A 12,984-nucleotide genomic window follows, 5' to 3' on the forward strand; every position below is an offset into this window, starting at 1 on the left:
ATTTTAGGAATTGCCTTCGTTTGTAGGCTTTGTTTTTGTTATGCCAGCCTTAAAACGCGGTTTGAATCCGGCGGGCTTATTTGCTGGTTCGGGAATACTTTCTTCTGATTTATTTATTAGATCAGTTTGCTCTGCATTATTCTCTTCTGTAACAGCTTTAGTTATTCCCGCTTTAAAACGCGGTTTGAATCCGTTAGGCTTATTTTCTGGTTCGGGAATATTTTCTTCTGATTTACTTGTTATATCAGTTTGCTCTGATTTATTCTCTTCTGTAACAGCTTTAGTTATTCCCGCCTTAAAACGCGGTTTGAATCCAGCAGGCTTATTTTCTGGTTCGGGAATATTTTCTTCTGATTTACTTGTTAGATCAGTTTGCTCTGCATTATTCTCTTCTGTAGCAGCTTTAGTTATTCCCGCTTTAAAACGCGGTTTGAATCCGGCAGGCTTATTTGCTGGTTCGGGAATGTTTTCTTCTGATTTACTTGTTAGATCAGTTTGCTCTGAGCTATTCTCCTCTGTAGCAGGTTTAGTGATTCCTGTTTTGAAACGAGGCTTGAAACCAGCAGGCTTACTAGTCTGTTCATTAGAAGTTTCTACAGCTTTATTTTCATCAAGAGTTCTATTTGGACTTGTATCTTTATCACTAGCTTCTATAGCTGGAGCCTTAAATCTAGGTTTAAAACCAGCTGGTTTTACTATCTTTTTTTCTTCATTAGATGTAGAGACTACACTTTCATTCTGATGTGTATCTATCGTTTCTTTCTTAGGAGATAATACCTCTACGTCCAATAGCGGGTGAGTTTTGCGTAATCGATTAAACCAAAATTTTTTGCTGTGATCGAAACTTTTTTCTCCCATTTGCTGGTAATGCTCTTCAAATTCTATAAATAGAGAGTTATCTGCATTTCTTAAAGCAGATAGATCAATTTTTTTCTTTGTGAAGAATTCTTCGAATGTGAGCATTCCCAAAGTTAACGAATAGAATAGATAATAAAAAAGAGGGTCTTGCCCTCTTTTTTATTTTTTGCTATTAAGAATGATTAATCCATGTTGTGATAGACTGCTTGAACGTCATCGTCCTCTTCAATCTTATCAATAAGTTTTAACACATCTGCAGCCTGTTCTTCTGTTAATGAAGTGTGGGATAGCGCTATGCGTTCTGTTTTTGCAGACTTTAATTCAACCCCTTTTCCTTCTAAAAGACGTTGCATATTGCCAAAATCTTCAAAAGAAGTTTGTACAACGACGATGTCGTTTCCTTCTTCATCAGATTCTATATATAACTCTTCTAAACCACCATCGATTAATTCTAACTCTAGTTCCTCTTCATCTAAATCTTCTGCTGCAGCAAAACGAAAAATAGATTTACGGTTGAAAATAAAATCTAAAGAACCTGTTTTCCCTAGTGAGCCACCAGATTTTGTGAAATAAGATCTTACATTAGCTACTGTGCGGTTCGTATTATCAGTCGCAGTCTCAATTAATACAGGCACGCCGTGAGGACCATATCCTTCGTAAACAAACTCTTCGTAACCTTTTGAGTCTTTTTCTGACGCTCTTTTGATAGCTGCCTCTACACGATCTTTAGGCATGTTGACTGCTTTCGCATTTTGAATAGCAGTACGCAAACGTGAGTTATTTTCTGGGTGTGGACCACCTTCTTTAACAGAGATTGCAATTTCTTTTCCTAAACGTGTGAATTGGACCGCCATTTTGGCCCAGCGTTTAAATTTTCTTTCCTTTCTAAATTCGAAAGCTCTGCCCATTGTTTATTTATTTTTAAGATTTTCGATCATTTCTCGTGTCAAATCTTGTAGGTTGTATTCAAGCTTCCAATTCCAGTCCTTTTGAGCGTATTCGTCATCGATACTCTTAGGCCAAGAATCAGCAATAGCTTGACGTGGGTCACCTTCCGCATAAGACATCTCAAAATTAGGAAGAATTTTTTTAATTTCTTGGGCAATGTGTGTAGGAGTGAATGAAATACCTGCTAAATTGTAACTCGAGCGAATAGTCAAGTTCTCTGCGGGAGCATCCATTAATTCTATGGTTGCACGCACAGCGTCGTCCATATACATCATTGGTAATGCAGTGTCAGCGGATAAGAAACTCTCGTATTTTCCTTTTGCTAAGGCCTCAAAGAAAATGTGAACAGCATAATCTGTTGTGCCACCACCTGGAGCTGTTTTCCATGATATAATACCTGGATAACGAATACTACGAATGTCCAATCCGTATTTAGCATGGTAATATTCTACTAATCTTTCCCCAGATAATTTACTTATCCCATAAATGCTATTAGGATCCATGACACAGTATTGTGGGGTGTCAACTTTTGGTGAATGTGGACCAAAAACAGCAATTGAGCTAGGCCAAAATATTTTCTTAATTCCCAATTCTACAGCTAGATCCAATACATTCAGTAAACCATTCATGTTTAGATCCCATGCTTTCTGTGGATATTGTTCTCCTGTCGCCGAAAGCATCGCTGCCAAAAGATATATTTGTGTCGGTTTGTATTTGATAAATAAATCTTTTAAAAGCCCTTTATCTAATACATTTGCCGTCTCAAAAATGTCGCCATCCTCTAGATCATGAGGAGGTCTTATATCTGTTGTAATGACGTTTTGTCTACCGAATTTGTGGCGAAGAGCTAATGCTAATTCAGACCCAATCTGACCATTTGCTCCAAGTATAATTATAGTTTCTTTCATATGATCCAGCAAAGTTATTTCTTTTTTAATGTCTTGCCAATGAGTTGATTAAGACAAACGGTTGTTTAAATTTTTGTGTCTTCCCTTCGTGGTTAAAAATTTGTGTAAAGCAAATGTAATGACCTCTTGGACAGGGACTACCATTATCATGAACTCCATCCCATGTAACACTGCCATTAGTACCTGATAGGTTTTGATGAGCTAGTTTTTTGACAAGCTGTCCTTTGTCATTATAGATCTCTACAGCGATAATATAGTTTGGGTTGATTAGCTCGTAGTTGATTGTTAATTCATCTTCATACCCATCGTTATTAGGAGAAAATGTTTTTGAATTTAGGTATGTTTTATTTTGAGAGATGGATAATTGTTGAGTAGAATTCTGATAACCAGGAGTAGCGCCGCCGATTAATGTCGAGGCTGAGTGCCAATTCAAATTATCAAAACTTGTGCGTTCTAAAGAAATACCCTTTGAGTCGATTAAATGCTTTGAATGCATTTCAGCCGTATAATAAACAGAATCCAAAAGTAAATTTTGGTCAGAATACAATGTCACATTGCCCCGTTGATTCGTATAGGGAGGAAGGGAGGCAATTTCCAAAATCCGATCAGCATAAGCATTTGGATAGTGTTTGATAATTGAACTCTTGTTTGTCGTGATTGCTAAATATTGTCCAGGTTCGAAAAGGAAAAATTGACTGGAAATGCTGCGGTTCCCTAGTTTGAAATGTTGTAGGTTGATAGGGAAACCAGTATGATTGTAGAGTTCTACAAAGTCAACACCCCCTTCTTTTGGATTGAAAAGTATCTCGTTAACCAAAATATCACCAGATTTAATCTCTTTTTGATCAAATAGGTTGAGGTCAAATGGTGGTATAGTAAGATTGCATACTCTTAAGTTTTCAATCTTTAGTGTATACAATTTTTGTGCATCCAATTGTGTAGGAAACGTCAATACAATCTTATTTTCCCAAAATTCTACTTTGGTTGCTTTTCCTACGTTTTCAATGATAGTAAAGGAAGAAGTATTAATATCTGGAAAATAAGAATTATTCAAATCTATCGTTAAGTATACCTGATCCCTTTGGATTTGATAAGCAGTTATACCAATATTTGGTGTGAAATTCTCATTTAAAATTGTATTTGGCTTACCGGGCGATCCTCCTGTTAAAGAATTTGTCGCAGACCAATTCAGGTTAATATTACACGTCCAGTTCGGATTAATACGTTCTAGACTCCATCCGCCATTTCGTTTGGAGGTATTATTGTACCAAGAGTCAGTATACGCTACTTCGTCTATCAATACATCTTTTTGAGTCAATTTGATTGTTGCAGAGGTGTTATTCAACGGACTCCATCGGATTAGCGATACTGCATTTCCATAACGAGAAAATTGCCCTAAAGATTCTTGACTGCAAAGTAGAATGTATTGATTTGGTGCAATTTTGTAATTAGGCAAAATTTGACTGTTATTATTGATGTGAAGTATTATTTCACTCAAGTCAATTGTCGCTGTGGAATTATTAAATATTTCTATGTACTCAAATGGGGGTAAAGAAGCTGTGTTGTTTGGGTTGATCATCAACTCGTTAATGATCAGTGAAGGGGCACTCTGTGCTAATGCTTTAATCTGTATATTAAATGCGAGAATAAGCGAAAGTAAATAAAGCTTAACCAATAGTTTCATAACCCAATTATAGCTCAGCGCAAATAAGTTTTTTACTGGGGGCAATTTACAGAATAATTTTCGCTACAATTTATTTTTACATTGCATTTGTTCCGTGTAAAACGGTTAAAAATTATCATTTTAATAATTTTTAACGTCAAAATCGCTGTTGTTTTTAACATAATTGTATTATCTGGTGCGAAAATTTAAAATTTATATCGTTTTACTGATTTTAATTTATTATGTTTGAGACCATTTTAAATTCCAGTATTAACAAATATTTAAAGCAATAATTGTAAAGAAATGAAAGTAGCAGTAGTTGGCGCAACTGGCTTAGTTGGGTCCGAAATGTTGACAGTATTGGCGGAGCGAAACTTCCCAGTAACAGAATTGATTCCAGTAGCATCAGAAAGAAGTAAGGGCAAGGAAATTGATTTCAAGGGTAAGAAGTATAAGGTAGTCACTGCAACGGAAGCTATTGCACTTAAACCCGATGTAGCGTTGTTCTCTGCAGGTGGTAGTACTTCTACTGAATTTGCTCCATTATTTGCTGAAGCAGGTATCACTGTTATTGATAATTCATCGGCTTGGCGTATGGATCCTACTAAAAAATTAGTAGTACCAGAAGTGAATGGTGATGTATTAACTGCAGATGATAAAATCATTGCGAATCCAAATTGTTCGACTATACAAATGGTAGTGGTATTAAAGCCATTACATGAAAAATATAAAATCAAACGTGTTGTTGTATCTACCTACCAATCGGTAACAGGTACAGGTGTGAAAGCTGTACAACAGTTGAATGACGAACGCGCAGGTATAGATGGAGAAAAGGCTTATCCTTACCAAATTGACTTGAATGTAATTCCTCAAATAGATGTATTCCAAGATAATGGATATACGAAGGAGGAGATGAAGATGATCAAGGAGACAAACAAAATAATGCAAGATGATTCAATTAAAGTTACAGCAACTACTGTACGCATTCCAGTGATGGGTGGTCACTCAGAGTCTGTAAACATTGAGTTTGAAAATGATTTTGATTTGGATGAATTGAGAGATGCTTTACGTGCGCAAGAGGGTGTTGTCGTAGTAGATAACCCTGCAAACTTAGAGTATCCAATGCCTAAGGATGCACATGGCAAAGATGAAGTTTTTGTAGGTCGTATTCGTCGTGACGAGTCACAAGACAAAACTGTAAATCTTTGGGTTGTCGCTGATAACTTGAGAAAAGGTGCCGCAACTAATGCTGTTCAAGTAGCAGAATTGTTGGCTAAAAAAGGATTAATTTAACACATTATAACCTTTTTAAAAAGGGGATTAGTATAATGCTGCAAGTATTTCTTGCAGCATTTTTTATTTTATCGAAGTAATTCTTTCAAATCTTCCTGAGATAGCGACTTCACAAAAGTGTCTTCTGTCGTTATTAAGGAAGAGGCAATTGACATTTTGCGGTTTTGTAATGCGACAATCTTTTCTTCTACGGTGTCTTTACTGATGAATTTATAAATAAAAACATTCCTTTTTTGTCCAATACGGTGCGAGCGGTCTATTGCTTGCTGCTCTACGGCAGGGTTCCACCATGGATCCAAAATAAAGACATAATCAGCTTCAGTAAGGTTCAGCCCCACGCCGCCTGCTTTTATGGATATTAAGAAAATTTTAACATCTTCATTTTCTTTAAACTCTTGAACGGCTTGAGCACGGTCTTTGGTGGCGCCATCCAAATAGGCAAAAGGGATTTTATGTGTATTGAAATATTCTTTGAACAATTCCAAATGCTTTACAAACTGGGAAAATATCAAGACTTTATTACCTTCTGTAGAAATCGATTCTAACATATTAATTACAGCGTCGAATTTGCCGGATTTTTTTGAATAGGAAGCATCGACCATTCTTGGGTGATTCGCGAGCTGGCGTAATTTTGTCAAACCTTGTAGTAAGGCAATTTGGTTTCCTTTTGCGTTGTCATTTACAGCCCCTTCTAAAAGCGCGTTGCGGTATTCTGATTTTGTAGATTCATAGATCTCAGCTTGGGCTTCATTCATTTCGCAGTAAACGATTTGTTCTGTCTTCGGAGGTAACTCAGTGGCCACTTGGCTCTTTGTACGTCGTAATACAAAAGGTTTGATTATAGCTTGCAAACGTCTAGCTGTATTTTCATCCTTCTTTTTTTCGATCGGGATCACAAATTCCTTTTGAAAGAATGAATAGCTGCCAAGCAATCCAGGGTTCGTAAAATGCATTTGAGACCAAATATCCGAAACAGAATTTTCTATAGGCGTACCACTCAAGGCTAATTTATTACGTCCCTTTAGTGATTTAATAGATTTAAAGGACTTTGAAGTCGGATTTTTAATATTTTGACTTTCGTCAAGGATAATGTAGTTGAAGAAAAACTTACTAAATAATTCTTCATCACTTCTTACAATACCGTAAGTAGTGATCACCAAGTCAAAATGTGTGAACGCATAGGCGTCTTTGAAACGATTGGAGCCTACATGCATTAATATGCGTAGATCGGGCGCGAATTTATCTGCTTCTTTTTGCCAATTGTACACTAAAGACGTTGGTAACACCAGTAAGGATGTTTTGGCGTGATCGGTGCTTTTTAATTCTTCTTTTTGTTTTTGCAATAATGCTAAAGTTTGCACGGTTTTACCCAATCCCATGTCATCAGCCAGTACGCCTCCAAATTTGAATTCTTGAAGAAAATGAAACCAGTTGTAACCAGCTTCTTGGTAAGGACGTAGGCTACCACTGAAATTAACAGGAGGAGTAGCTTTATGAATTTCTTCAAAATTGGTTAGATTTTGAAGTTTACGACTCATTGTCAAAGCTGTATGCTCTGAAATCTCATGGAGTATACCAATATGAGCTTTGTTGAGCTGTAAACCATTTTTCTTGATAGCAAAATGAAACAAATGCTCGTATTGAGCAAACCATTCCTCTGGGATAATAGCGATCTCCCCATTGGGTAAGGTAAACTCTTGAATCCTATTAAGGATATGATCTCGAAGTTGAATAAAAGGAATTTTATAGGGTCCAAAATTGGCAAATGCGCGAACATCAAACCAATCATTGTCTTCTACGACTTCAATATCCAATGTCGTTTTTCCTATGAAAAAATGCTTATCTCCAGTCTCTTGTTTTATAAGGTATCCTTTTGATAGTAAATTTTCTTGATTTTGGTTTAGCCATTCAAAGACATTTGAAGCCTGTTTGTAATCAGTTATGTAACTTCCGAATAAAGCATCCTCTCTTCTTAGCCCTAATTCTTCAAGTAAGCTTTGTTGATTAGACTCCCATAAGATGGAACGCTTGATTCTTGTAAATGTATAAACGTCATTTTCATCATCATACAATAGGCGCACAGAAACCTTCTGCTCTGATGTGGGAGAAAAATTGTAGGAACCATATTGAAAAGATAGTTGAAGATGTGATTCTCCTTCTGGGATATAATTTAATGTCAAAACAGGAACAGCTTCTTCTTTTATAGTCTTGATTTCAAAACCTTCGGCATAGACAGAATATTTTTCAATCAGTGGAGAAATAAATGATTCATAGTATTTGCGCTCTGTAGCATGTGGAACACTGATGTATCGTTTGTTGAGAAACGGAGTGAGTTTTTTTCCTTCTAGTGGCTGATCAAAGTGATAAAGAACTTTATCTAACAGTAACCAAGCTTGTGCATTGATGATGACTTCCGCATTTTTGAACATGAATTCCATACGATTTCCATCGTATTTCAACGTCGGAAAATACCGCGTTTCATCATTATTTCTTCTGAAGTGAAAAAGTATTGAAGTGGGGTGCTTCGCTATCTCTAGTTTTTGTTCTGCGGGGTAGCCATCTTTCTTACTCATAAGGTAGATGGGTTTGTCACCAATCATCTCTAGAGCCTTCAATAGTTTTCTTTCTAGTTTTGGACGAATATAATCTTTAACCTTGTCATCGAAAATTTTGCTAAAATAATCTGCTGGCCGAACGGGTTTTTTGTGATACTTCTTGATGACATTACTTTGTTCGACTTCATCCAACAATTTGATGATTTTATAATCTGTTTCGTCCAGTACATCTGCAAATTCATCTACGGTATTCGTAAAAACTCTTTTGTACGAGAGTGAGAGGCTACGGTTTGGATTTAGCTGTACAATGTGAGGTTCAATAAGGAAGCCTAAATAGGGGTGTTCACCGATTGAAAATATTAATTTGTAAGGAAGTGAAGAATCTATCTGTTGCATCAATCTATAGTATGTCTCTCGAAAAAGACATCTAATATAACTCGAATATATAGTAAGATAAAATAATCCGTAAAGATTACTTAAAAATAATTAACCGATTTCTATTTCTCCTTTGAAAACAAAGTTTGCAGGACCTTTCAAGTACACGTTTGTGAATGTGTTACCCGATTTGTGAAATGAAATATACAACTGACCGCCTAATACACGAATTGGAATTCTTAAATCGCCTTCTAAGCTTTGATCGATTGCCATAGCCATAGCAGCAGCAGTGGCGCCAGTGCCACAAGCAAAGGTTTCGTCTTCAACACCTCGCTCGAAAGTGCGGACGAAATAACCATTTTCTTCAGGTTCGATAAAGTTGACATTGATTCCTTTCTCCCCGTAGATCTCGTTATTACGAATAGCATATCCTTCTTTGAATACATCGAGATTAGCTAGGTCATTTACTTTCAGTATATAATGAGGTGAGCCAGTATTCATGACATATGCTTCACGATCACGATGAATCTGGTTGACATCTATCATACCTAGATTGACTTGGTAAGCTGCAATTTCTGCATCGTGAGGTCCGTCAACTGCCAGAAAGTCAGTTTTTTCTGAAATAATATTTAAGTCACGGGCAAATGCTACTATACATCTTCCTCCATTGCCACACATTGTACCTTCTGCACCGTCAGCATTGTAATATACCATCTCAAAATCAAAATTTTTTGTATTTTGAAGGAGCATCAACCCATCGCCACCTATTCCAAATCGTCTATCGCAAAGTTTTTTAATTAATTCTTCATTGTTTCTATCAAAATGCCCATTTCTATTGTCGATTAAGATAAAATCATTTCCAGCTCCTTGATATTTAGAAAATTGAATTTTTATGCTCATTTACTTGTGAATTATTAACAAATTTAATATTCTTGTTACAAAACTGTAGCCAATTTGTTAAATCTTGTTAAAACACTTGTAAACATGCGATGTGTTAACAAAATTTAACTGACAAAACTTGTGTCAGCTATTAATATGGTATTACATTTGAATACTTACTACAAGGTAAGAATTGAAAAACAAAATTAGAATTTTAAAACAGCAATATAAAATATGAGAAAGATAGGAGTAACTTTATTAACAGCTGTCTTAGGAGGCGCGGTGGCTGTTGGAGGGTATAAATTGTTTGAAGACAAGCAATTTGGAAACATGACACTTGAAGAGCAGCAAAAAGTATATTATGCAAATAATCCCGGCGCAGAGCTTATGTCATCTACAGGCAATCCGGATTTTACACAAGCGGCAGCGGCTGTCTCGCCAGGAGTTGTACATATTAAAGTAACAATGACAAGTCGTGGGTCTCAGCGTGGAGGAGGAGGCGAATCTCCATTTGACATGTTTGAAGAGTTTTTTGGAGCTCCACAGCGCCGTCAAGCACAACCTCGTCAAGCGCAAGCGTCTGGTTCTGGAGTTATTTTGACTCCTGATGGATATATCGTTACGAATAATCACGTAGTCGAGAATGCAGATAAAATTGAAGTTCAATTAACGGATAAGCGTACTTTCGAAGCTAAAGTAATCGGTCGTGATCCGAATACAGATTTAGCATTATTGAAAGTTAATGCAATGAATCTACCTATGGTAAGAATGGGTGACTCGGATAATGTACAAATTGGAGAGTGGGTTTTGGCTGTAGGGTATCCATTGAGCTTGCAATCGACAGTAACGGCAGGTATCGTAAGTGCTAAGGGACGTCAGATAGGGATTTTAGGAGATTCTCAACAACAACAACAGCCGCGCGGATATGGTTATGGTCAAGAGGATCAACAAATTATTAATACCGCAATTGAATCATTTATCCAGACAGATGCGGTTATTAATAAGGGAAATAGCGGTGGAGCATTGGTAAATGCACGTGGTGAATTGATAGGTATTAATTCAGCAATTGCATCACCTACGGGGGTGTATGCTGGATATGGATTTGCGATTCCAATCAATTTAGCTAAAAAGATTTTGGATGACTTCAAAGAATTTGGTAGTGTTAAACGTGGTTTTATCGGTGTGACATTTACGGAAATTAATGAGGCATTGCGCAAGGAAAAAGGTATTACAGATATTAATGGATTATATGTTCAGAATGTAGTAAAAGGTGGTGCCGCTGAGAGTGCAGGTGTCAAAGGTGGTGATATTATCACTAAGATTGAAGGTAAAACAATTTATTCATCATCTGATTTGCAAGAGCGTGTGGCTAGACTGCGTCCTGGTGATAAGGTAAAGATTACCTACAAGCGTGAAGGTAAAGAGAAGGAAGTTGCACTAACGTTGAAAGCAGAAGAAGCAGCAAAGGCGAAAGCTGGTGATGAGGGGAGCAGTGCAAGTGCGACCGAAATATTTAACAAATTAGGCGCAAGTTTTATCCCTGCTAATGATGCTCGCAAGAAAGAATTGGGAGTGAGCTCTGGCGTTGTAGTGACGGAAGTTCGCAGAGGTGGTGTGTTCGAGTATTTCGGTGTAGAGAAAGGTTTGGTTATTACAGAGGTCAATGGCAAAGCAGTTAACAATGTAGATGATGTTGAAACAGCATTGGAAGGCACCAAACGTAATATAGTACGTATAAAAGGTGTTCCAGAACGAGGTAGTACTGTAGAGCTGAATGTTCCTATTGAATATTAATTTGAAACAAATTATAAAATTAAAATGGCTTTCTGCGGAAGGCCATTTTTGTTTTAGAGAATAAAACAACATTTTTGTGGTATGAAAATTTTAATGGTTTGTTTAGGTAATATTTGCCGTTCGCCATTGGCGCACGGGATTTTACAGCATGTAGCAGATACTAAGAATTTGGATTGGGAGATTGATTCTGCAGGTACAGGAGATTGGCATGTAGGACATAGTCCAGACCGAAGAAGTGTAGCCGTAGCTAAGAAGTATGGTGTCGATATTTCGGGGCAAAGGGCACAACATTTTACAGCTGAATTGTTTGATAACTATGACCAAATATTTGTAATGGATAGACAAAATTATAAGGATGTAATTCGCTTGGCTCATCGTGAAGAACAGAAAGCTAAGGTGGCACTATTTTTAGATGATGATATTGTGCCTGATCCGTATTATGATGATGCAATGTTTGAACCAGTATATGCAATGGTTGAAAAGCGTTGCTATGATCTGATAGATAAATTGTCCAAATAACGTAACGATTAATCGAGTCTGTGCTGAAAACAAATTTTAATCTGTAATTTGGCACAATAGCTATAATATGAAAGCAACAGAAGTAAATCAGAAGTGGAATGTCCTTAGGGAAGAAATATCAAAGAGCTTTGATATGGATTTGCCCGATTTGAAGGTGATGTTGTTTTTGATAGGGGTACAAGAATTAGGAAAGGGGCCTAAGCAATTTTCAAAGCGCGAGAAAGAAGAGCTGATGCATATTGCTACATGTCGTCTTTTTTCGTCTATGGGCTTTTACGAGTTGCTAGGAGCTGATGAAGAAGGATGGCCACACTGGAAGTTAGTGAAACCTGTTCCCAACTATACACTTCTTGAGCAGGAACTAATTATCAAATCACTTATTATCGATTATTTTCAAGATTTAGATTTTATATAAAATTGGTTAAATGAAAAAATTATTTTTTAGTCTTATTTTAATGATGTTCGCCTTGCAAATTTTTGCGCAAAAGCCAACACACTATTACGTAGAGATCAAAACGAATAAAGGTACGATTACAGCTAAATTGTTGAATGAGACTCCTAAACATCGGGATAACTTTAAAAAATTGGTTGAGGAAAATTATTACGATGGAGTTTTATTTCATCGTGTGATTAAAAATTTTATGATTCAGGGAGGTGATCCAGATTCTAAATTACCTACTACAACTAGTTTGACTGTGTTGGGCAATGGTGGACCTGATTATAAAGTGAAATCTGAAATCCAAGAAGGAATATTTCATAAAAAGGGAGTTTTAGGTGCAGCAAGAGATAATAATCCAGCGAAAGAATCCTCTGGTTCTCAGTTTTATATTGTCCAAGGACGTAAGTTTACAGATGCAGGATTAGATTCTTTGGTGAAATTTCGAATGCAAGGCAAAGAATTTTCAGCTAAGCAGCGTGAAGTCTATAAAACTATTGGTGGTACACCCCATCTGGATGGAAATTATACTGTTTTTGGAGAAACAATTAAAGGGATGGAAGCAGTCGATAACATAGCAGGGGTAAATACAGATAAAAGTGATCGTCCTATTACGAATGAACCTATGCACATTCGTCTATTGACTCGTCGTGAGGCAATAAACCTTGAGCGTGAGTTGGTGGGGCTGAAACCGAAAGGTGGTTTTTTTACAAAATTATTTGATTCTCTAAAATCTAAGAACTACAAACTTTAATT

At 36.7% G+C, this 12,984-nt stretch carries 11 protein-coding genes; 5 read left to right on the forward strand and 6 right to left on the reverse strand.

Annotated features, from left to right (window positions below; genetic code table 11):
• Positions 1-3: 3 nt before the first annotated feature.
• The 4 genes from IPZ78_RS03495 to IPZ78_RS03510 form a co-directional block, all read right to left on the reverse strand.
• Positions 4-963: a hypothetical protein gene (locus IPZ78_RS03495; RefSeq protein WP_225551551.1), complete on the reverse strand. Its 960-nt coding sequence runs from the start codon at positions 961-963 to the stop codon at positions 4-6.
• 77 nt (positions 964-1,040) lie between these two features.
• Positions 1,041-1,766, reverse strand: a complete 726-nt coding sequence (locus tag IPZ78_RS03500) for a YebC/PmpR family DNA-binding transcriptional regulator (RefSeq protein ID WP_225551552.1) — start codon at positions 1,764-1,766, stop codon at positions 1,041-1,043.
• 3 nt (positions 1,767-1,769) lie between these two features.
• Complete coding sequence (locus IPZ78_RS03505; RefSeq protein ID WP_225551553.1) at positions 1,770-2,714, reverse strand: NAD-dependent epimerase/dehydratase family protein; 945 nt, start codon at positions 2,712-2,714, stop codon at positions 1,770-1,772.
• Between the two features lie 25 nt (positions 2,715-2,739).
• Positions 2,740-4,398: a lamin tail domain-containing protein gene (locus tag IPZ78_RS03510; protein WP_225551554.1), complete on the reverse strand. Its 1,659-nt coding sequence runs from the start codon at positions 4,396-4,398 to the stop codon at positions 2,740-2,742.
• Positions 4,399-4,680: 282 nt separating this feature from the next.
• On the opposite strand from IPZ78_RS03510, the gene IPZ78_RS03515 reads away from it, so the two are divergent.
• Complete coding sequence (locus tag IPZ78_RS03515; RefSeq protein WP_225551555.1) at positions 4,681-5,670, forward strand: aspartate-semialdehyde dehydrogenase; 990 nt, start codon at positions 4,681-4,683, stop codon at positions 5,668-5,670.
• Positions 5,671-5,738: 68 nt separating this feature from the next.
• Here the strand turns inward: IPZ78_RS03515 and IPZ78_RS03520 are convergent, their stop codons facing one another.
• Together IPZ78_RS03520 and dapF are read right to left on the reverse strand one after the other, a co-directional pair.
• Positions 5,739-8,621 carry a DEAD/DEAH box helicase gene (locus tag IPZ78_RS03520; protein WP_225551556.1) on the reverse strand — a complete coding sequence of 961 codons (2,883 nt, stop codon included), beginning with the start codon at positions 8,619-8,621 and terminating at the stop codon, positions 5,739-5,741.
• Positions 8,622-8,711: 90 nt separating this feature from the next.
• Entirely contained in the window at positions 8,712-9,500 is a 789-nt protein-coding gene (gene dapF / locus IPZ78_RS03525) for a diaminopimelate epimerase (RefSeq protein WP_225551557.1), read from the reverse strand.
• 213 nt (positions 9,501-9,713) lie between these two features.
• Here dapF and IPZ78_RS03530 point away from each other — a divergent pair, with 213 nt between their 5' ends.
• From IPZ78_RS03530 to IPZ78_RS03545, 4 genes are all read left to right on the forward strand, one after another.
• A complete protein-coding gene (locus tag IPZ78_RS03530) occupies positions 9,714-11,273 on the forward strand; it encodes a Do family serine endopeptidase (protein WP_225551558.1) in 1,560 nt (519 codons plus the stop codon).
• A gap of 81 nt (positions 11,274-11,354) precedes the next feature.
• Entirely contained in the window at positions 11,355-11,792 is a 438-nt protein-coding gene (locus IPZ78_RS03535; protein WP_225551559.1) for a low molecular weight protein-tyrosine-phosphatase, read from the forward strand.
• A 67-nt stretch (positions 11,793-11,859) separates the two neighbouring features.
• Complete coding sequence (locus IPZ78_RS03540; protein WP_225551560.1) at positions 11,860-12,207, forward strand: hypothetical protein; 348 nt, start codon at positions 11,860-11,862, stop codon at positions 12,205-12,207.
• Positions 12,208-12,217: 10 nt separating this feature from the next.
• Entirely contained in the window at positions 12,218-12,982 is a 765-nt protein-coding gene (locus IPZ78_RS03545; RefSeq protein WP_225551561.1) for a peptidylprolyl isomerase, read from the forward strand.
• The last annotated feature ends 2 nt before the right edge of the window (positions 12,983-12,984 follow it).

The sequence above is a fragment of the Sphingobacterium bovistauri genome, from assembly GCF_020295405.1.
GTDB lineage: Bacteria > Bacteroidota > Bacteroidia > Sphingobacteriales > Sphingobacteriaceae > Sphingobacterium > Sphingobacterium bovistauri.

Coding starts and splice junctions, on each gene's coding strand:
- IPZ78_RS03495 (WP_225551551.1), bottom strand. CDS start 963: ATGCTCACATTCGAAGAATTCTTCACAAAGAAAAAAATTGATCTATCT.
- IPZ78_RS03500 (WP_225551552.1), bottom strand. CDS start 1,766: ATGGGCAGAGCTTTCGAATTTAGAAAGGAAAGAAAATTTAAACGCTGG.
- IPZ78_RS03505 (WP_225551553.1), bottom strand. CDS start 2,714: ATGAAAGAAACTATAATTATACTTGGAGCAAATGGTCAGATTGGGTCT.
- IPZ78_RS03510 (WP_225551554.1), bottom strand. CDS start 4,398: ATGAAACTATTGGTTAAGCTTTATTTACTTTCGCTTATTCTCGCATTT.
- IPZ78_RS03515 (WP_225551555.1), top strand. CDS start 4,681: ATGAAAGTAGCAGTAGTTGGCGCAACTGGCTTAGTTGGGTCCGAAATG.
- IPZ78_RS03520 (WP_225551556.1), bottom strand. CDS start 8,621: ATGCAACAGATAGATTCTTCACTTCCTTACAAATTAATATTTTCAATC.
- dapF (WP_225551557.1), bottom strand. CDS start 9,500: ATGAGCATAAAAATTCAATTTTCTAAATATCAAGGAGCTGGAAATGAT.
- IPZ78_RS03530 (WP_225551558.1), top strand. CDS start 9,714: ATGAGAAAGATAGGAGTAACTTTATTAACAGCTGTCTTAGGAGGCGCG.
- IPZ78_RS03535 (WP_225551559.1), top strand. CDS start 11,355: ATGAAAATTTTAATGGTTTGTTTAGGTAATATTTGCCGTTCGCCATTG.
- IPZ78_RS03540 (WP_225551560.1), top strand. CDS start 11,860: ATGAAAGCAACAGAAGTAAATCAGAAGTGGAATGTCCTTAGGGAAGAA.
- IPZ78_RS03545 (WP_225551561.1), top strand. CDS start 12,218: ATGAAAAAATTATTTTTTAGTCTTATTTTAATGATGTTCGCCTTGCAA.